At 36.2% G+C, this 19,375-nt stretch carries 12 protein-coding genes, 1 tRNA gene and 1 pseudogene; 11 read left to right on the forward strand and 3 right to left on the reverse strand.

The window, feature by feature from the left end; all coding sequences use genetic code 11:
* Nucleotides 1-94 precede the first annotated feature (94 nt).
* The 7 genes from ACFIO5_RS06215 (at nucleotide 95) to gltX (ending at nucleotide 10,425) form a co-directional block, all read left to right on the forward strand.
* Nucleotides 95-2,353, forward strand: coding sequence for a ComEC/Rec2 family competence protein (locus ACFIO5_RS06215; RefSeq protein ID WP_375636877.1), 2,259 nt, complete (start codon nucleotides 95-97; stop codon nucleotides 2,351-2,353).
* A gap of 482 nt (nucleotides 2,354-2,835) precedes the next feature.
* Complete coding sequence (rpiA, locus tag ACFIO5_RS06220) at nucleotides 2,836-3,567, forward strand: ribose-5-phosphate isomerase RpiA (RefSeq protein ID WP_375618356.1); 732 nt, start codon at nucleotides 2,836-2,838, stop codon at nucleotides 3,565-3,567.
* A gap of 78 nt (nucleotides 3,568-3,645) precedes the next feature.
* A complete protein-coding gene (locus ACFIO5_RS06225; protein WP_375634725.1) occupies nucleotides 3,646-4,215 on the forward strand; it encodes a DUF2059 domain-containing protein in 570 nt (189 codons plus the stop codon).
* A gap of 204 nt (nucleotides 4,216-4,419) precedes the next feature.
* On the forward strand, nucleotides 4,420-5,811 hold the full coding sequence (gor, locus tag ACFIO5_RS06230) for a glutathione-disulfide reductase (RefSeq protein WP_375636875.1): 1,392 nt from the start codon (nucleotides 4,420-4,422) through the stop codon (nucleotides 5,809-5,811).
* A 68-nt stretch (nucleotides 5,812-5,879) separates the two neighbouring features.
* Nucleotides 5,880-7,259 carry a class II 3-deoxy-7-phosphoheptulonate synthase gene (locus ACFIO5_RS06235; protein WP_375618353.1) on the forward strand — a complete coding sequence of 460 codons (1,380 nt, stop codon included), beginning with the start codon at nucleotides 5,880-5,882 and terminating at the stop codon, nucleotides 7,257-7,259.
* Between the two features lie 120 nt (nucleotides 7,260-7,379).
* Nucleotides 7,380-9,041 (forward strand): NAD+ synthase, encoded by a 1,662-nt coding sequence (locus ACFIO5_RS06240; RefSeq protein WP_375634724.1) that lies wholly within the window; start codon nucleotides 7,380-7,382, stop codon nucleotides 9,039-9,041.
* Nucleotides 9,042-9,051: 10 nt separating this feature from the next.
* Nucleotides 9,052-10,425, forward strand: coding sequence for a glutamate--tRNA ligase (gene gltX, locus ACFIO5_RS06245; RefSeq protein ID WP_375632804.1), 1,374 nt, complete (start codon nucleotides 9,052-9,054; stop codon nucleotides 10,423-10,425).
* A gap of 60 nt (nucleotides 10,426-10,485) precedes the next feature.
* Here the strand turns inward: gltX and ACFIO5_RS06250 are convergent, their stop codons facing one another.
* Together ACFIO5_RS06250 and ACFIO5_RS06255 are read right to left on the reverse strand one after the other, a co-directional pair.
* Nucleotides 10,486-11,889, reverse strand: a complete 1,404-nt coding sequence (locus ACFIO5_RS06250; RefSeq protein WP_375705157.1) for a DEAD/DEAH box helicase — start codon at nucleotides 11,887-11,889, stop codon at nucleotides 10,486-10,488.
* Between the two features lie 146 nt (nucleotides 11,890-12,035).
* Nucleotides 12,036-12,809, reverse strand: coding sequence for an NAD kinase (locus ACFIO5_RS06255; RefSeq protein ID WP_375612145.1), 774 nt, complete (start codon nucleotides 12,807-12,809; stop codon nucleotides 12,036-12,038).
* A gap of 263 nt (nucleotides 12,810-13,072) precedes the next feature.
* On the opposite strand from ACFIO5_RS06255, the gene ACFIO5_RS06260 reads away from it, so the two are divergent.
* The 4 genes and pseudogenes from ACFIO5_RS06260 to ACFIO5_RS06275 all read left to right on the forward strand — a co-directional run bounded on the left by ACFIO5_RS06260 (nucleotide 13,073) and on the right by ACFIO5_RS06275 (nucleotide 16,671).
* Nucleotides 13,073-13,149 (forward strand) — tRNA-Arg (locus ACFIO5_RS06260).
* 530 nt (nucleotides 13,150-13,679) lie between these two features.
* Nucleotides 13,680-13,847, forward strand: coding sequence for a hypothetical protein (locus ACFIO5_RS06265; RefSeq protein ID WP_375613483.1), 168 nt, complete (start codon nucleotides 13,680-13,682; stop codon nucleotides 13,845-13,847).
* A 377-nt stretch (nucleotides 13,848-14,224) separates the two neighbouring features.
* A pseudogene (locus ACFIO5_RS06270) lies at nucleotides 14,225-14,844 on the forward strand (hypothetical protein).
* Between the two features lie 1,581 nt (nucleotides 14,845-16,425).
* Entirely contained in the window at nucleotides 16,426-16,671 is a 246-nt protein-coding gene (locus ACFIO5_RS06275; RefSeq protein WP_375612148.1) for a hypothetical protein, read from the forward strand.
* Nucleotides 16,672-17,638: 967 nt separating this feature from the next.
* Here the strand turns inward: ACFIO5_RS06275 and ACFIO5_RS06285 are convergent.
* Nucleotides 17,639-19,207: a TerC family protein gene (locus tag ACFIO5_RS06285; protein WP_375612149.1), complete on the reverse strand. Its 1,569-nt coding sequence runs from the start codon at nucleotides 19,205-19,207 to the stop codon at nucleotides 17,639-17,641.
* Nucleotides 19,208-19,375: the final 168 nt, after the last annotated feature.

A 19,375-nucleotide genomic window follows, 5' to 3' on the forward strand; every position in this document is an offset into this window, starting at 1 on the left:
CTAAGATATTACTTATGGAATTTTATAGAAAAGTCATGTTAGCATAAGTGATGGGGCGTGCAATAGCCGTATTGCGAGTTAAAGTGGGGGACTGATGTTTTATAAAAGTAAAGAGGGTTTATCCGAAAAATCTGTTACAGAAAGAAAAAAGCCATGTCAGATAGGGCAGAGTGTTTTTTCTAGGTATGATGATGCAAAGAACGGTAGCTATAATCAACAAAAACTTTTTTTATTGACACTCTTAAAAGAAGTAATCATTTTTTTTCGCAAATGGTTAGAAGATTGTATTAATAAAGAAGTTTCTTTTGGTATCCTTTTTTCGCTGATTTTAGTCTTTTTTGCCCTAGGAATCATTTTCTATTTTCATTTAGAGTGGGAACCAAGTTGGGGACAATTGGGGGCGTTGGTCAGTATTTTTCTGGGAATATTCTATGTTGCACGTTTTTATCGAAAAATATGGATTCCCGTGGGGTTTCTGTTTTGTATTATATTGGGTGTTTTAGCGGCAAAAATAGAAACGTGGCGTATTGCAACACCCATGCTAAGCAGTGACATTGTCACTACATTGACGGGAAGAATTGTTTCTATTGAGTCAGGTGCCAAAGGAGGATTTCGTTTAGTTTTGGATATTTTGAATACAGAAAATCCCGTATTACGCCATAGTCTTCATCGTGTTCGTTTATCGGCAAGATATTTGCCATCTGGCTTAGCGATTGGTGATGGATTGCATGGAAAAGTTAAGATTCGTGCATTCTCTGGGCCGGTGCGTCCAGGAGGCTACGATTTTAGTTTTCATAATTATTTTAAAAGAATTGGAGCACAAGGCGTTTATTTAGGAAAACCAAGAAAAATATCCGTTTCGCAGCCTGATGGAATATTCGCTATCATTCTACAGAAAATTGAAAATTTACGCACGAAGATGACACAAAGAATCCGTATAGCCCTTGAAGGAGAAAAGGGGAGTGTTGCAGCTGCCCTCATAACAGGGCAGCGTGCTGGTATTTCAAATGAGACAAATGAAGCATTACGTACAGCTGGATTAGCTCATATTTTATCAATATCAGGTTTACATATGGCGTTGTTAAGCTGCATAGTTCTTTTGAGTATCCGTAGTTTTTTAGCATTTTTTCCAGTTTTTTCTTCCTATTATTCCAGTAAAAAATTTGCTGCTATCGTTGCTTTTATGATAACAGCTTTTTATTTGTTATTGTCGGGCTTAGCAATATCAGCGCAAAGAAGTTTTGTGATGATTGCTGTTATGTTGGTTGCTATATTGTGTAATCGCTCTGCTATAACAATGCGTAATTTTTCCATTGCAGGGTTGATAACTCTAGCGATGACACCCCATGAAATATTAGGTCCTAGCTTTCAAATGTCCTTTTCTGCGACTGCTGCTTTGATCGCTTTTTTTGATTGGTGGAGTGGAAGGTCATTTTTTCGTAAAAGAAAAACAACTCCCTCTTATGTTGGAGGAGGAGTGATAAATTTTGTTTTCTTATCGATGCTTTCAACATGTGCTTCTTCCTTTGTTGCAGGGAGTGCAAGTGGAATTTATGCTGCTTATCATTTTTCTAATATGGCATCGTTGAGCATTATCAGTAATGCTTTTGCTTTGCCTGTCATCTCAATTTTTGTCATTCCCTTTGGATTAATCGCAGTTCTTGCAATGTTAGGAGGATTCGAATGGCTTCCTCTTCAAATTATGGGTTTTGGAGTTGATCTTGTAATAAAGATTGCACATGCTATCAAGGCTATTTCTCCTGATTTGAATCCTGGTTTTATGCCGTTATCAGCGTTAGTTTTATTGAGTATAGGCTTGGTTGGACTGACTTTTTGCAAAACACCCATCCGGCTCTTTTTTAGTTTGTTTATTTTGGCAGGTATTTCTATTTGTGTAATGCATTCACCTGTACAACTGATTATAGCAGATAATATGCGTCTCGTGGGCGTTATCCATGATAAAAAGTTATATATTGATCGTTACTATATTTCTAAGTTCACGACATCCATATGGAAAAAGTCATTTCGTGTGAAGGAAACGATTAAACCAACAAAATATGGTCCTTCGTTGCACGGACAATTTATTTGTGATTATCATGTATGTACATCTTTATTGGATAATGGATTAAAAGTGATCGTTTTACAGAGAGAAACAGGTCAATGTGTAGAGGCAGATATTCTCATTCAGACATTTGTGATGCATAATCCAACTTGTTACAAGAAGGCAAAAACAATATTTATACCTCAACAATTGTTATCACGAGGAAGCGTTATGATGACCAAAGGTGGAGATATTATTTGGTCTTCGCTAGGGTTTCATAGACCATGGAATATGCACAGACAGCGTTCATAAAAACATATAATCAGTCATATTTTGCTTCACATTTGGATAATGACAAAACAAAAAATAACAGAAGACTTTTCTCATAATATTTTACGGTATTTAAATTGGTAAGTTTATCAACGTCATTGAAATGAGATAATAATCTACAGTTTTCTAGAAATAGATGATTTTTTATATCTGATCATTTTAATTTTTTCAAAAAAATTGATATGTGCATTTTTGTGCATCCTATTGATAGCACAAAATAAATCAAAAATTCTTATTGAATGAGAAAAATGCTAACAAATATTCTCAAAGAAATAAAAAAGATAATTGTTGATTATTCTATTTTATTCTTATCATATATTTCTATAACGAGTAACATCTCTTCAAGCAAAAGATGATGGTCAATTTAAATAGATTGCGTCAAGAGGTTATCTTTTATTATCATTATTATCGGTGGTAATAGGGGTGATAAATGCTGCTTATACGGATAGAAGGCAAAGTCATTCATGAATGTTCAGCAGTTAAAAAAAATGGCAGCTATTAAAGCGCTTGAGTTTGTGGAAGATGGTATGCGGCTTGGAATCGGATCTGGTTCGACAGTCAATGAATTTATTCGTCTTCTAGGTGAGCGTGTTGCGGATGGTTTGCGGGTGACTGGTGTTGCTACTTCAAAATATTCTGAACAACTCTGTCATAAGTTTGGAGTGCCTGTTAGCACTTTAGAACAAATACCTGAGCTGGATCTTGATATTGACGGAGCAGATGAAATTGGTCCTGAGATGATGCTCATTAAAGGGGGAGGGGGAGCATTGTTGTATGAAAAAATTGTAGCGTCGGCATCTCGTGCAATGCTTGTCATTGCGGATGAAACAAAGGTGGTAAAAAGACTTGGTGCTTTTGCACTACCAATTGAAGTTAATCCATTTGGTATCCACACAACATGCAGAGCCATTGAAAAAGTTGCTGATGATTTAGGGCTTTCTGGAAAAATTGCATTGCGAATGAATGGAAAAAATCCTTTTGAAACAGATGGTGGCCATTTTATTCTTGATGCATTTTGGGGCTGCATTTTGCAACCAAAACCATTATCGGATGCACTTCTTGCTATTCCTGGTGTTGTTGAGCATGGACTTTTTTTGGGGTTGGCTTCACGTGCAATTGTCGCTATGGCTGATGGTCAAACAAAAATTTTAGAATCTTTTGATTTTAGAGAAGACAGTTTCATGACGATATGTTAGCACAGTAAAAAAGGGTCTTAAAGATTTTAGGTAGAATAACGAATTAAAATTATAATTAGCGATCGGGGTAATCATTAAATGAAAATAATATTTTCTTTTCAGCGTTTTGTCGTATATTTGGGTGTAGTTGTCGTTTTTGTTGTGAATATTGGAATGGCTTATGCACAAGGTGTGAGCGATCAACATTTAGATTCAGCTAGAAAAGCTATAAGTGCCATTCACGCAACGGATCAGTTTGATAGTTTTTTACCAAATGCGGTAGAAGATCTTAAAACTGTACTGATGAGGGATGATCCAAACTTGGCAGCGGATATTTCTGATATTGTTGATAAGCACGCACTTGCTTTAATTAAAAGGCGCTCTGATCTAGAAAAAGAGATTGCTCATGTATATGCAAAATATTTTACTCAAAAAGAGCTTGATGCAATAACAACATTTTATAATTCTGATACCGGTAAAAAGTTTTTGACAGAAGTTCCCAATATCGCACGTGATTCTTACTCAGCATTTGATATATGGCGTACTGCTTTTATGCAGGATCTTGTAGAAAATGTGAGAAAAGAGATGTCTGAAACACTTAATTTGAATAATTCTACGATGCCTACAAATGTGCCTATAAAATCAGAATCTTCAGGAAATAAAAAATAGCTTGATTGATATCATGACAACCAATGGGCAATTTCTGATTTTTAAAATAGCGGCGGTTTTCCCGCCGTTTTAAATGTTTTAATGAGAATAAGTCCTTTTAGAATGCTGCTTTATAAAAAAGGCTTCTTCAAAAGAAAAAAAGACTTTCATTTGATAATAAAAGATCTTAGCCTACTCTTGCAGATGTATAAGAAGGAATAATTCGTGGGCTCTTTTGACTTTGATTTATTTGTTATTGGAAGTGGTTCTGGTGGAGTGCGTGCAGCACGGCTTGCTGGAGGTCTTGGCAAGCGGGTCGCTATAGCAGAGGAATATCGTATAGGGGGCACTTGTGTTATTCGTGGCTGTGTTCCCAAAAAACTTTATGTTTATGCATCACAATATGTAAAAGAATTTAAGAAAAGTGTTGGTTTTGGGTGGAAATATGCGGATCCAATTTTTAGTTGGGAAAAGTTGGTTGCAGCTAAAAATAAAGAAATATCAAGGTTAGAAGGGCTGTATCGTAAGGGATTAGAGAATAACAATGTGCATATTTATGAAAGTCGTGCTACTTTTGTAGATGATAACACATTAGAGCTTTCTGCCACGGGTGAGCGGGTCAGTGCAGAAAAAATTTTGATTGCAACAGGGGCAAAAGTTGCACCAAATACGTCCATAGAAGGCGGTGGATTTTGCCTCACTTCTAATGAGATTTTTGACCTTGATCAACTCCCAAAATCAATAGTCATTGTTGGTGGAGGGTATATTGGTGTTGAATTTGCTAATATTTTTCATGAATTAGGTGTAAAAACAACGCTGCTCCATCGTGGTGATTTAATCCTTCGTGGTTTTGATCATGATTTGCGGCAATTGCTCAGCGATGAAATGACTGAAAAAGGGATTTCTATTCTCTATGGTGTAACAATTTCTAAAGTGCAGGCTGCAGAAAATTGTTATGAAGTTATTTTATCAAATGGGAAAATAATCAGAGCCGATCAGATTATGTTGGCTACGGGGCGTGTACCAAATACAATGGGTTTAAGACTTGAGCGGGCAGGTGTTAAGGTGAATGAATTTGGTGCAGTTGTTGTTGATGAGAAAATGACAACAAATATCCCCCATATTTGGGCTGTTGGTGATGTAACAGGTCATATTCAATTAACACCTGTTGCGATTCATGATGCAATGTGTTTTGTTAAGACAGCATTTGAGAATATTCCAACAACACCTGATTATGATTTAATTACAACAGCAGTTTTTTCACAGCCAGAGATTGGAACGGTTGGTCTTTCAGAAGAGGAGGCGGTAAAGCGTTATAAGCGTCTTGAAATTTATCGTACAGTTTTTCGTCCTATGCGTAATGTTCTTTCTGGTAGTTCAGAGAAAATGCTTATGAAACTCATTGTTGATGGTGAAAGCCGTATTGTTGTGGGCGCTCATATTTTAGGGGAAAACGCTGGTGAGATGGCACAGCTTATTGGGATAGCTCTCAAAGGAAAGCTGACGAAGGATATCTTTGATGAAACGATGGCAGTGCATCCAACGATGGCAGAAGAATTGGTAACGATGTATAAACCAAGTTATATATATGAAAATGGGAAGAAAATAGAAAGTTAAACAGCATATATTGCGGTAAAAAGCTTTTGATATGCCAATCTGTAAGATTAATCTTTAGAGAGAGTGTAATGATAAAAGAATGGGCACCTGACTCTTGGAGAACAAGGCCAATTAAACAAGTTCCGACTTATCCGGATAAGTCTATGTTAGAAGATGTTGAACGAAAACTGAGAAGTTACCCTCCTTTAGTTTTTGCCGGTGAAGCACGTGATTTAAAAAATGAATTAGCAGCTGTTGCAAAAGGACAAGCTTTTTTATTGCAAGGTGGTGATTGTGCCGAAAGCTTTGCAGAACATGAAGCTGATAATATCCGTGATTTTTTTCGTGTATTTTTGCAAATGGCGATTGTTTTGACCTTTGGTAGTTCTAAACCGGTTGTTAAAATTGGTCGTATTGCTGGTCAATTTGCAAAGCCTCGCTCTTCTGATATTGAAAGAAAAGAGGGAGTTGAATTTCCTGCTTATCGTGGGGATATTATTAATGGCATTGAATTTGAAGCAGGTTCTCGTATTCCAGATCCGCAACGGATGTCTATGGCTTATCGCCAATCTGCGGCAACACTTAATCTATTGCGTGCTTTTTCACAAGGTGGCTATGCTAATTTAGAAAATGTTCACACATGGATGTTGAGTTTTGTTTCTAACAGTCCGCAGGGAGAACGTTATGAATTATTGGCAGAGCGTATTTCTGAAGCAATTGATTTTATGCGTTCTATAGGGATTACATCCAAAACACATTCTTCATTGCGTGAAACATCTTTTTATACCAGTCATGAAGCACTGTTGCTTGGTTATGAAGAGGCTTTGACTCGGATTGATTCAACTTCAGGAAATTGGTATGCAACATCTGGTCATATGTTATGGATTGGTGACCGTACGCGTCAGATTGACCATGCTCACGTTGAATATTGTCGCGGCATTAAGAATCCTATAGGATTAAAATGTGGTCCTTCCATTGAGTCTGATGAGCTTTTAAAATTAATTGATATTTTAAATCCTGAAAACGAGCTGGGGCGGCTTACTCTCATTACGCGCTTTGGTTATGATAAAGTTGAAAGTTATCTGCCTAAACTCATCCGTGCCGTTGAACGCGAGAAGCGTGCGGTTATATGGTCATGTGATCCAATGCATGGCAATACAATTACTGCCAATGGTTATAAGACGCGTCCCTTTGATTATGTTTTAAAAGAAGTAGAGAATTTTTTTGCAGTGCATCGTGGAGAGGGAACTTATCCAGGAGGCATTCATATTGAGATGACAGGTCGTGATGTTACTGAATGTACAGGAGGGGCACATGCCATTTCTGTGGACGATTTATCTGATCGTTATCATACGCAATGTGATCCACGGTTAAATGCAGATCAAGCGTTAGAATTGGCTTTTCTTGTTGCTGAACTCCTTAAAAAAAATCGCGTGACTGACTCGTTAGCAATTGCTGCTGGGGGGTAGGCAAAAATTTGCCTAATATTTTTTAGGTCATTATGGCAGAAGAGAATTTTTAAAAATGATATTTCCGATGATGAAGAATAAAGTTGTGGTTACTAAACTGATGAAATGATACAAAGGCTTATGAAAAATAATTTTCGGGTATCAATTGCTCAATTAAATCCTATTGTCGGTGATATTGAGGGGAATTTTTCTTTAGCTGTCATGGCGCATCAAAAGGCCAAAGAAGAGGGGGCAGATCTTGTTTTATTCACGGAACTTTTTATAAGCGCTTATTCGCCGGAAGATCTTGTTCTAAAACCTGCTTTTACAAAAACATGTGAAGAGACTGTTGAGAAATTAGCAAAGATAACCGTAGGCGGACCAGGAATTGTCATTGGACTTCCATTAAGACGCAATGGCAATATTTACAACGGTGTCATGCTTCTTGATGAAGGGAGAGTCATTGCCGAAAGTTTGAAGTTTGATTTACCTAATTATGCTGAATTTGATGAAAAGCGTTTATTTTCTTCAGGTCCACGTCCTCAGCCTATTGTTTATCATGGAATTAAATTAGGAATAGTCATTTGTGAGGATATTTGGAATGATTCCTCTCTTAGTACAGAGCTTAAAGATAAAGGAGCGGAAATTATTCTTGTCGCTAACGGATCTCCCTACTATCGTAATAAAACTTTAAGACGTATAGATGTTGTTCATACGCAAGCTCTACAATCTGGGGTGCCAATTATTTATGCTAATCAAGTTGGTGGTCAAGATGAATTCGTTTTTGATGGCGGGTCTTTTGCCTTGAATGGAGAAGGAAAAAAGATATTTCAAATGAAACACTTTGATAGCCATATTGCTTTAAGCCATTGGCAAAAAACAACGACGGGATGGCACTGTATTTCAGGTCCTAAAGAAAGTCTTCTCAATGGATTAGCGGCCGATTATCAAGCTTGTGTTTTAGGTTTGAAAGATTACGTTAATAAAAACGGCTTTAAGGATGTTATTCTTGGTCTTTCAGGAGGAATTGATTCAGCCCTGTGTACGGCAATGGCGGTGGATGCTCTTGGTGCTGAGAGGGTTCGCACCATTATGATGCCCTATCATTATACTTCGCAAGAATCATTAAAAGATGCCAAAGAATGTGCTGATCTTTTGGGATGTTGTTATGAAATCATACCGATTGCACAACCTGTTGAGGCTTTTTTAAAGACAATGGCACCTGTTTTTTCAGGGTTATCCTCTGACGTCACAGAAGAAAATCTTCAAAGTCGTATACGCGGTACACTTTTAATGGCGCTTTCAAATAAATTCGGCTCAATGGTGGTAACGACAGGCAATAAGTCAGAAATGGCTGTGGGATATGCAACATTGTATGGGGATATGAATGGCGGGTTTAATCCTCTTAAAGATATTTATAAAATGCAGGTTTATGCATTAGCTGAGTGGCGCAATAAAAATCACTTGCACAATTTGAGAGGACCAGAAGGAATTGTCATTCCATCCAATATTATAGAAAAAGCGCCTTCTGCAGAGCTGCGGGAAAATCAAAAAGATGAAGATTCACTTCCACCTTATCCTATTCTAGATGATATTTTGCAATCTCTTGTAGAAAATGACATGAGTATTGGTGATATTGTTCAACGTGGGTATTCACGGGAAATTGTTGAGAAAATTGAACAGCTTCTTTATAGTGCTGAATATAAAAGGCGACAATCTGCACCCGGTGTAAAAATCAGTTACAAGAATTTCGGACGCGATCGTCGCTATCCTATAGTCAATCATTTTCGCGATAAAAATTGAGTATTATGTTATGGTTAAAGTTCGTTTTGCTCCCTCTCCAACAGGTTATATTCATATTGGCAATATCCGTATTGCGCTTTTCAATTGGCTTTATGCGCAAGCGCATAAAGGAGAATTTATTTTGCGCTATGATGATACAGATGTTGAACGTTCTAAACAAGAATATATTGATGCTATTGCTGTTGATCTTGAATGGTTTGGTATTCAACCAGATTCAATTTATTACCAATCTAAGCGATTTAATCGATATGATGAAGTTGCAGAAATTCTCAAACAACGCGGGCTTCTTTATCCCTGTTATGAGACTGCAGAAGAATTAGAGCGGCGTCGTAAAATCCAGCTTTCACGCAAATTGCCTCCTATTTATAACCGTGCAGCATTAAAATTGACAGCAGAAGAGAAAAAAAACTTTGAATCTCAAGGTCGTAAACCCCATTGGCGTTTTCTTCTTCCTAATTTTGAAAGTGATCCTTTACAAACAAAGCGAACAGAAGTTTGCTGGAATGATGCAATAAAGGGAAAGCAGACGATTGATTTGGCTTCTCTTTCAGATCCTGTTCTTATTCGTGAAGATGGAAGCTATCTTTATACATTGCCGTCTATTGTTGATGATGTAGATATGGCTATTACGCATATTATTCGTGGGGATGATCATATTACAAATACAGGCGCTCAAATTGCTCTTTTTAAAGCTCTTAATGCAGAATTACCGGTTTTTGCTCATACCAATTTATTGGCGACAGTTTTAGGAAAAGGATTTTCAAAACGTAATAATGATCTTTCTATTCGTTCTCTACGGGAAAAAGGATTTGAATCTATAGCTGTTCAATGCCTTGCCGTTTTGATTGGGACATCACAAAATGTACATCCCTATCCCCATCAAGCAGCGCTTTTAGAGCATTTTAATTTACAAGATACATCAAAATCGGTTGCAAAATTTGATATTGCTGATCTTCTTTCTTTGAATAGTCATCTTGTCCATGAACTAAGTTATGAGGACGTTAAAATGCGCCTTAAAAAACTTTCTATTGAGGGAGATAAGGCGGAATATTTCTGGAACGCGATAAGACGCAATATTGATAAAGTCAATGATGCTGTTTTGTGGTGGAAAATCATTCATGATGAACAGAATTTTGATACAGTGGCACTAGAGGATCGTGTATTTGTGCGTCAATCACTCGATTTCTTACCTGAAGGTGCTTTGAATGAGGAAAGTTGGAAAATTTGGACAACAGCATTAAAAGAAAAAACAGGTCGGAAAGGAAAGTTCTTATTTATGCCATTACGTCAAGCACTTACGGGCATGGATCATGGACCTGAAATGGGAAAGCTTTTGCAGCTTTTAGGGCGTGAAAAGGTAATAGAAAGACTCTCTAAGAAATAAGAGAAACTTTTAAAAGGCATCTTTTATTTACTTTATGCTTACAGAGAGTAAAGGACGAGTCTATCTACGCGTCTTTATGAGCATGAATGCAGGAATATCATCACCAAATCCAAGGGGCGTGTAATTCTTATTTTTTCGTGAGCGTTGTTGCTCAGATGGCTTCTTCTTATTATTTGCATTTTTGATATATTCTGTTTTATTCTCTTCTACAGATTTTTTAGTGTGAGCAACAGGCTCTTTTGGAGCAGTTTTCTTTGATGATTTTGAAGATTTTTTCTTTACAACAATATCTTCTGTTTGAGCATCGGCTATTAAAGTTGAAAGATCTCCATTGAGCCATTCAATTTTTTCATTACTCATTTCCTCGATGGCATTGATATATTTTTGATCAGCTTTTGTAACGATTGTAAAGGCTTTTCCGCTGCGATTTGCACGCCCTGTACGACCAATTCGATGGATATAGTCTTCAGCATGTGTCGGAACATCATAGTTAAATACATGACTTACAGCTGGAATATCGAGACCGCGGGCAGCAACATCAGAAGCAACAAGAAGTGTAAGTTTATTATTTTTAAAATCAGCTAGGGTGTTCATGCGCGAATATTGGTCCATATCTCCATGAAGTGCCCCTACATTAAAGTTATGTTTGATGAGCGATCTAAAAAGTTCAGAGATATCTCTCTTTCGATTACAGAAAATGATTGCATTTTGAAGCTCTGCACCTTCATTTTGGATCAGCTCTCGTAAAACCGCTCTTTTATCCCATGATTTATTTCCAGATTTGACAAGCCGTTGTGTAATTGTGGTAGCTGTTGAGGAAGCTTTTGTAACTTCAACAGATACAGGAGAATGTAAAAATTGTTTCGTTAGCTTTGTAATTTCTGGCGCCATTGTTGCAGAAAAGAACAAAGTTTGACGCGTAAAAGGGGTTAGTTTACAGATGCGTTCAATATCAGGAATAAAGCCCATATCCAACATGCGATCAGCTTCATCAATCACAAGGATTTCAACGCCCATCAGGAGCAGTTTACCGCGCTCGCAATGATCAAGAAGGCGCCCTGGTGTTGCTATAAGAACATCAGCTCCCCGTTCAAGTTTGCGATCTTGGAGTTCAAAAGAAACGCCACCAATCAAAAGAGCAACATTTAAACGATGATTTATGCCGTATTTATCGAAATTTTCTTCAACTTGAGCTGCAATTTCTCTTGTTGGTTCTAAGATAAGCGTACGGGGCATGCGTGCTCTTGCACGACCTTTTTCAAGGAGAGTGAGCATAGGCAATACGAAAGAGGCGGTTTTACCTGTTCCCGTTTGGGCGATTCCTAAAACGTCTTTTCTTTGAAGGACATGCGGAATTGTTTCACTTTGAATAGGTGTCGGAGATGTATACCCCGCTGATTTCACCGCATTAATAACCTTTGCGGAAAGACCTAAATCATCAAAACTGTTTAAAGATGGTATCATTTTTTTATCAACTGCTCTGTGATTTTAACTGCGCTATCTAAATGATGATTATAACCAATATTCTACACTCTTTAAAAGTGTTAAGATGTTTTCACAAAAAAACTAACTATAACAATCATATACATATAAAACGCATAATACAATCATTAATAGCGAAATTGTTCTGATAAAATGCGCTCATCCCATGAATGATTTGAGTCAAAAAGGATTGAAGCTGTTACTTCTGTTGCCATTGAAATAGTAACTGAATGGACAGATTTAACTTCAATATTATCTGCAGCAGCGTTTACAGGGCGTTTGTCAGGTTCAAGCATATCAAAGCGCACTGTTACTGTATCGGGAAGCAAAGCTCCATGCCAACGCCGAGGGCGAAAAGGGCTAACGGGAGTGAGGGCCATAAGGGGAGCCATAAGAGGTAAGATAGGTCCTTGTGCTGATAAATTATAGGCGGTTGATCCAGCTGGTGTAGCGACGAGGACACCATCACAACTTAATTGTTCCATGCGTACGTTGTTATCAATGGTGATGCGAATTTTTGCCGCTTGATAAGATTGCCGAAAGAGGGATACTTCATTAATTGCAAGCGCCTCGATAGAATCTTGACATTCAGATTTTGCAATCATGCGCAGGGGATGGATTTCTTTTTTATGTGCGGCAGCAATACGATTGGGCAATTTTTTTTCATGAAATTCATTCATAAGAAACCCTACAGAACCTTGATTCATACCATAAATAGGTTTGCCTGTGTTCATGACATCTCGTACGGTTTGTAACATTGTCCCATCACCACCGATTGCAACAACAATATCAGTTTCTTCCAGAGAAGAATGACCATAAACGGAAATTAATTTATGGGTAGCTTTGATAGCCTCCTCAGTTTCTGCGGAAATAAAATGAAAGCGACTTGGTAATGTAGCCATTTAAAAATTATCCTGATACTTATAATTTATGTTGTAACTTATTTTTGAGAGTTTTGAAGTTGTAATAAAAGCTCTTTTTATAATAAAAAGAGCATTGAATAAAGAGAAGTTATTTCAAGGTAAAGTATCATTAAAAAGTAAAAGGAATGCGTTGTTAGATAAATTACAAACGAGTAATTTTTTTATTAGAATGATAATTTAGCATTGAAGCTAAGAGTATGATTAGTTAAAAGACCATAACTGATTTTAATAATCAGTGTGAAGCACCCGTAGCTCAGCTGGATAGAGCGCTGCCCTCCGAAGGCAGAGGTCACAGATTCGAATTCTGTCGGGTGCACCAAATTCTTCAACTTCATATCATCCTAAATAACAAGATTACCTAAAAAGAAGCCAATTTCCTCTTTTATGAAAATGGTTATTTGAGTTGTTTATTAAGTTTTGCAGCGAATAAGCAAATGATTTTAAGAGAAGTAAAATTTACGGCTGCGTATATAATTTTTCGGTTAGTCATTTTGAATATCGAGATAAAAAAGCAAGGTTATCTAAATATGCTTTCAATTTAACTATAAACATTTAAAAAGTACATTTAATTCAATATGTTATTGTACAACTGATCTGGCGATGTTGATAGTAGATCGCTAAATATATTGTTTTGAGCATTAAAATAGATAGCTAAATTTGCTTTTATTCTATTTTTGGAGTTAAAGGCTGTTATGGTGATATGGAACGCAGATGAGGAATATCACCAGTTAAAGGAATAATAAGGGGGAAAAAACAACCGTCAAGATTTGAATTGTTTCAAAATGCTGTATTCGATATGGTTTTGATATGGGTATCTGGTGATTTCTCTATACACCAATACTGCCAGTTATGTTGGATGAAGGATTGTTTAGCTTTAATCAACTTTCTTATATACCGAACACTAATTATGGTGGTTATTTAGTTGGGAGTATGTTCTTTACGTTTGGCAGTAATTGGGATTATATCTCGTGCTCCTCGCATACTATCTTGTGCAGCTATAGTAATGAGTGCACTTAATTATTTTCATGGCGTTAACACTTAGTCCTTTTGATCCGTTTTGCTGCTGGTGTTGCGAGTGTAGCAATGATGGTTTTGGGTTCTATTATGGTCATGCAGCATAGCCATATGGGCGGATTATTGCTTCGCTTTATGCAGGTGTAGGAGTTGGTATTCTACTACTAGGTAATGAATATGTTATTATTAGTTGAACAGAGCGCTTGATGCAACAAACATTTGGTTTGGAGCTGGCTTAATGTCTGTTCAAAACTTTTAAAAACATACAGGTTTAATTATGATAACTATATCAAAAAACACCTCCGTTATTTCTTTCATTGCAAATGAAACCGCTCCTGTTAATCAGAAAAAACCATCCAAAATATGAATAGATCAATCAAATGGATTTCGTGACTGGTCATGTATATATATATTATCGCATTCGTGCTTTAAACGATTTTGGTGATGTAAAAAAAGGCGATCTGGATGCTTTTATTGAAAATGAAAGCAATCTCTCTCATGATGGTAATTGCTGGGTTGCTGATAATGTCTGTGTTGTAAAATCTGGTTGTGTTTATGAAAATATAAGGGGCTATGGCAATGCTGCCATTGGTGGCTATGTGTATGGCAATACCCTTATATGTGATAAAACCCATGTGTATTTTGGTGTTCATGTTTATGACAATGCTCATCTTTCTTATAACGTTTGAGTTTATCATTAAGCGCGGGTTTATGGGAATGCAAAATTATCCGGTAGTGCACGTATTCATAGCAATGCCGCAGTTTATGATCATGCGGTTGTTAGGCAAGGTTTACGGCAATGCTAGCGTGGGGTGTCATACTAAGGTCTCTACGGCTCTGTTTATGGCAATGCCAAGATCTCCCTGACTATATCGTGATTAGAGGTAATGTATATGGCAATGCAAGAATAAAAAGACATAGCGATTTATATTCGGTTCCCATAAATTGTGAGGTTTATGAAAGCAATAACGTTATCAAGATTGATAAACAGAATAAATGACAGATGTAGGGGCGCTTTTTTGATGGTTATAAACGCATCATAAAAGAAAGCTGTGCCATTGATATGACGCTGCTTGTAAATAGAGGTGCTACAGATCATACAAAAGAAATCAATAATGAATGCATGTATACAAAACGTATCATATTGCAAACGCTCTATTCTATTGATTAAAACTGATCAAAAGGAACGTAAATGACAGATATGATCTTTAATCACTCATTTGAATTACAGAACCTATAAACACTTTATGTATGGCTATAAAGCGTATTAAGAATAACGCTCGCATTTTTGAAGTGGTCATTTGACACAAAGTACATTATCAAAATGTCTCAATGCTTGGTAGGTTCATATCAAGACTCTCAAGAGAAAATGCGTATTAAGTGAATATTTGTAACAAAACCCGTTGTTTACATTTACGAACATTGGTTTTTAAAAGTAGCTTTTCATAAGATAATAAACAACCGCTTTTTATAAAATCTAAGGCTTTTAAACTGTTATAAATCTAGGTTTCAAACGTATTTATAGAGATATCATTTTATGTCTCTAAACGTTTAAACGTTCATTTAGTGAGGTTCTCATAAGCGTATTTTCACTTTGCATTTAAACTTAATTTCTCTGCAAATAAGCCGGTCCATATTTGGGCTGGCAAAATTAATCAGCCCAAATTTGAGCTCGTTAACTTTAGAGTAGAGCAGTCTTTAATATTGTCGCTTTTGACTCAAAATTGAGTAAAACACCATGCCTTTGTAATATGATTGCAATCCTTTTGAAATTTATCTACTTATCTTTATCTTAATAAGTATCCTCAAATTTGAGGGGACTTCATTTGGTTTCGTATTTTTAAACTGTAACTTTTAAAACGTTTTTTGCTTGTTTGCCTGCGTTATATCATTAAAAATCTTTTGATTTCTACGACATAACATTATCAATTTCATTACCTGTTGTGATGATAATATCTATATAATGTCTGCTTATTATTGACTAACTTTTTAGTAAGCGGCGCTTTAAAATCGACTTGTCTTTAAATCCTTTTATGTGCCCTTAATGAATTAAAACCTATTCTATGATAGTTTCAAATGATTATTTCTTTTAAGGTTTAGCTCAAAAAAAGAGTAAACCCCATACCATTCTTTAAACGCATGCAATTTATGTTATCGATAATTTCAAACGATTACGTTTTTAATAATGCGATTTGTGTGTGATAAAAACGTATCATAAAATTTATGAACTGTTATGAATGATAGCTGCGTTCACTTCATTTGAATGTTTACATGCGTTTTATGGTCTATCCATACATGGTAATTGTTTATGAAAAATGGTTAATTAAATCACGTATAAAAGTGTAGATTTTAAATGGGATTCATATAGAATAATTGCACACAACCTATTGACTTTATTATATTTTTTTAGGGAATAAGATTCCATCTCGTTTAGACGTTGCAAAAGAAATCACCAAAGACCTTATTGATAAGATTCTTCTCTTACACGGCGTTATCACTTTTGTTTGCAAAAATCTGCTTTGCTTTTGACTTTTGATATGGATACAACCTCTTTTGAGGTAGAGCAAAGAATTTTTTAATCATGGAGAGTGCAACAGTGTTCTTCAAAAATCTTGATTGGTCTGTTGAAAAAATTAAAGAGTTAGATAATTATTCAGCATGTTATCAACTCCCAGATTGTGAAGTACAAATTCTTTATAATGACGCAATTATCAAAGATTATTCGCAATTTGATGTTGGAGTTTCGATTAGTACTGGTATTTTAGCTGCTGCCTGTATGGTAATTGATCCCTATCAATTCTCAGCACTTACAAGATCTACAACTTGATTTTTATAAAAAGGGGTTGAGAGTTTGTGAAGAAGGAATATATGCAGATTGGTTGGAATTAAGCTTGATTATGTCTTGAAATAGGCGATAGAAAAAATTGATCTTCATAAATGCTTTTATTCCAGATATGGAGCACCACCTTGGCGATAGAGTGAAGTTGGAGGCACATAAAGGTTATTCAAGGTATATGATGCAGATTATAGCTTACTTCATATTGGTGCACTGGCTTTATTGGGTGATGTTGCAACCTTACAATCTTATTACCAAATTTTCAGTACAGAGGATCATTTAGGCTTTGATGAAAATACCTAACAGATTCATTTTGAACGTGCATTGGCTTTAGTCAAAGAAGTAGTCAAATCTAAGCAACTCAGCTACGCTTTCATTGCAAAAGTAGTAAAAAATATGAACCATCTGGAAGAAAAACAAAGTTCTTAATAAGAGCTTTCCAGAGAGGTGGAGTTTCATTCTTGGAAGGAAAAAAATAGCTAAATTTATCGAAACAAAAGCTAAGGAATAGTTCCTTAAGAAATATCAAGAAGATCTAAAAAGATTATAGGAGCCAGAGTCTGGTTTAAAGATGCCATCATCAGTTGAGTTAACTCAACAATGGTGGAGTTTTATCCATTGGCGGAAATCTGATGTTTGAAAGAGGCTTTCTTGATGTGAAGGTAATATTGTAATAAATAATTATTATAAATCAATATGTTGTATATATTCATTGTTTTGAGGTTAATGACCATTGACAAATAATTTTGCACCATTTTCTCTCTTCCAGCTTTTCGTCAATCATCAATGAAAATTTTTTATAATGGAAAGTTCATTGATAATATAACTTTTGTATGTCATTACTTTACGCTTAAAAAAAATATAAAAATAATGAAATGCAATTGAGTTATCAACTGCTTATTCTTTTCAATTTTTAATCATAAAAAAATCTTTTTATTCATTTTGCTTATAAAAAGAATTAGCTTTTTTCTGGTGATACAAGTGGAGAAATAAGGATTTTAGATATGTTTCGGCGTTCCATTTCAATCACTTTAAAGTGTAAACCATCAGTTTCAAAGCTTTCTCCCTCATTTGGTAAATGACCAAACTGCCAAAGCATAAAGCCTGCCAGAGTCGTATAACGATCTGCTTCATCCACAAGGTTACGCCCAAGATAACCACTTAAACGGCGGATATCAGCATATCCCTCAACAAGAAGACTGCCATTTTCAAGTTGTTCTGCGATCATGAGTTCTTCATCGTCATCAGGAAAGTCTCCTGCAATAGCTTCAAGAATATCGGTTGGTGTTGCAATTCCTTCAAAAGATCCATGCTCATCAACAATAATTGCAAGCTGAATCGAAGAATGACGTAATTGCTCCATCAATCGTAAAACACTTGTATTTTCATGAACAACGAGGGGTTCTCGCATAGCTTTTTTCCAATTAATCTTTTTCCCCTCAGCCAAATTCAAAAGAAGATCTTTTGTCAACGCAACGCCAACAAATTCATCCACTTTTTCACGCGCAAGAATTAAGCGGCTATGTTTAACCTTTTGTAATTCTTCACGCATTTCATTTTCATCAGCATTTAAATCTAACCACTCAATCTCATTACGCGGCGACATGATAGAGCGAACAGGGCGATCAGCTAAATCGAGAACACCACGAATCATCTCCTTTTCTTCTGGTCTAAACAACTCAGAAGCTGCGGCCTGTTCAGCAATAACATCTACAGTCTCAGCAAGGTGACTATCTTTGCTTCCTCCTCCTAAGAGCCTCAAAACAGCATCAGCTGTTCTACTGCGTAGATCATTCGTTTTAATCATTTTTTCACGGTTACGACGTCCAATTTGATTAAAAGCTTCGATGAGAACAGAAAAACCAATAGCAGCATACAAATACCCTTTTGGAATATGAAAACCAAATCCTTCAACAATGAGAGTAAAACCAATCATCATCAAAAAACCAAGACAAAGGATTACAATAGTGGGATGACGATTAATAAAACGCATAAGAGCACCAGATCCGCACATCATTACTCCCATAGCAGCTATGACTGCGATATACATAACTGCTGCCTGCTCTTTTGCAATCATACCTGTTGCGGTAATAATACTGTCTAGTGAAAAAACGGCATCCAGCACCACGACTTGGACGATTACTTGCCAAAAAACAGCATAACCAACGCCTGTTTTTCTTTCATGTGATACTCCTTCTAACCTTTCATGTAATTCTAGCGTTCCCTTTGCGAGCAAAAAGGCTCCACCACCGATTAAAATAAAGCTATGCCAACTAAATACAAAAGATGAAAGTGAAAGAATTACTCTATCGAGTCTCATAACCCATCCAATAACGGTAAGAAGAAAAAGCCGCATAATTAATGCTAAAGTAAGACCTATAAAGCGTGCGCGGTCACGCAAATGCAGTGGCAATTTTTCAGCTAAAATTGCAATAAAGATAAGGTTATCTATTCCTAAAACAATTTCGAGAAAAACCAGCGTGATCAAACCAAACCACGCATGGGGATCAGTGATCCATTCCATCATTCCTTACCTTTTAGAAGCTTAAAAGCGCGCGATTGACAAAAAAAATTCATAGTCTTTTATTCGTATATTGGATCATGAACATTGAATGTAAAAAACTTATATTCAAAGAAAAAAACAGCACAATATTGCTTGAATGCATGTGATTTTTGATAAAACAAAATGATGCCC

It is taken from the genome of Bartonella sp. AA86SXKL, from assembly GCF_042196885.1.

Bases quoted from the DNA above. Each gene is read 5' to 3' on its own strand.
- ACFIO5_RS06215 (WP_375636877.1), top strand. From the start codon at position 95: ATGTTTTATAAAAGTAAAGAGGGTTTATCCGAAAAATCTGTTACAGAA.
- rpiA (WP_375618356.1), top strand. From the start codon at position 2,836: ATGAATGTTCAGCAGTTAAAAAAAATGGCAGCTATTAAAGCGCTTGAG.
- ACFIO5_RS06225 (WP_375634725.1), top strand. From the start codon at position 3,646: ATGAAAATAATATTTTCTTTTCAGCGTTTTGTCGTATATTTGGGTGTA.
- ACFIO5_RS06235 (WP_375618353.1), top strand. From the start codon at position 5,880: ATGATAAAAGAATGGGCACCTGACTCTTGGAGAACAAGGCCAATTAAA.
- ACFIO5_RS06240 (WP_375634724.1), top strand. From the start codon at position 7,380: ATGAAAAATAATTTTCGGGTATCAATTGCTCAATTAAATCCTATTGTC.
- gltX (WP_375632804.1), top strand. From the start codon at position 9,052: ATGGTTAAAGTTCGTTTTGCTCCCTCTCCAACAGGTTATATTCATATT.
- ACFIO5_RS06250 (WP_375705157.1), bottom strand. From the start codon at position 11,889: ATGATACCATCTTTAAACAGTTTTGATGATTTAGGTCTTTCCGCAAAG.
- ACFIO5_RS06255 (WP_375612145.1), bottom strand. From the start codon at position 12,809: ATGGCTACATTACCAAGTCGCTTTCATTTTATTTCCGCAGAAACTGAG.
- ACFIO5_RS06265 (WP_375613483.1), top strand. From the start codon at position 13,680: ATGTTGGATGAAGGATTGTTTAGCTTTAATCAACTTTCTTATATACCG.
- ACFIO5_RS06275 (WP_375612148.1), top strand. From the start codon at position 16,426: ATGGAGAGTGCAACAGTGTTCTTCAAAAATCTTGATTGGTCTGTTGAA.
- ACFIO5_RS06285 (WP_375612149.1), bottom strand. From the start codon at position 19,207: ATGATGGAATGGATCACTGATCCCCATGCGTGGTTTGGTTTGATCACG.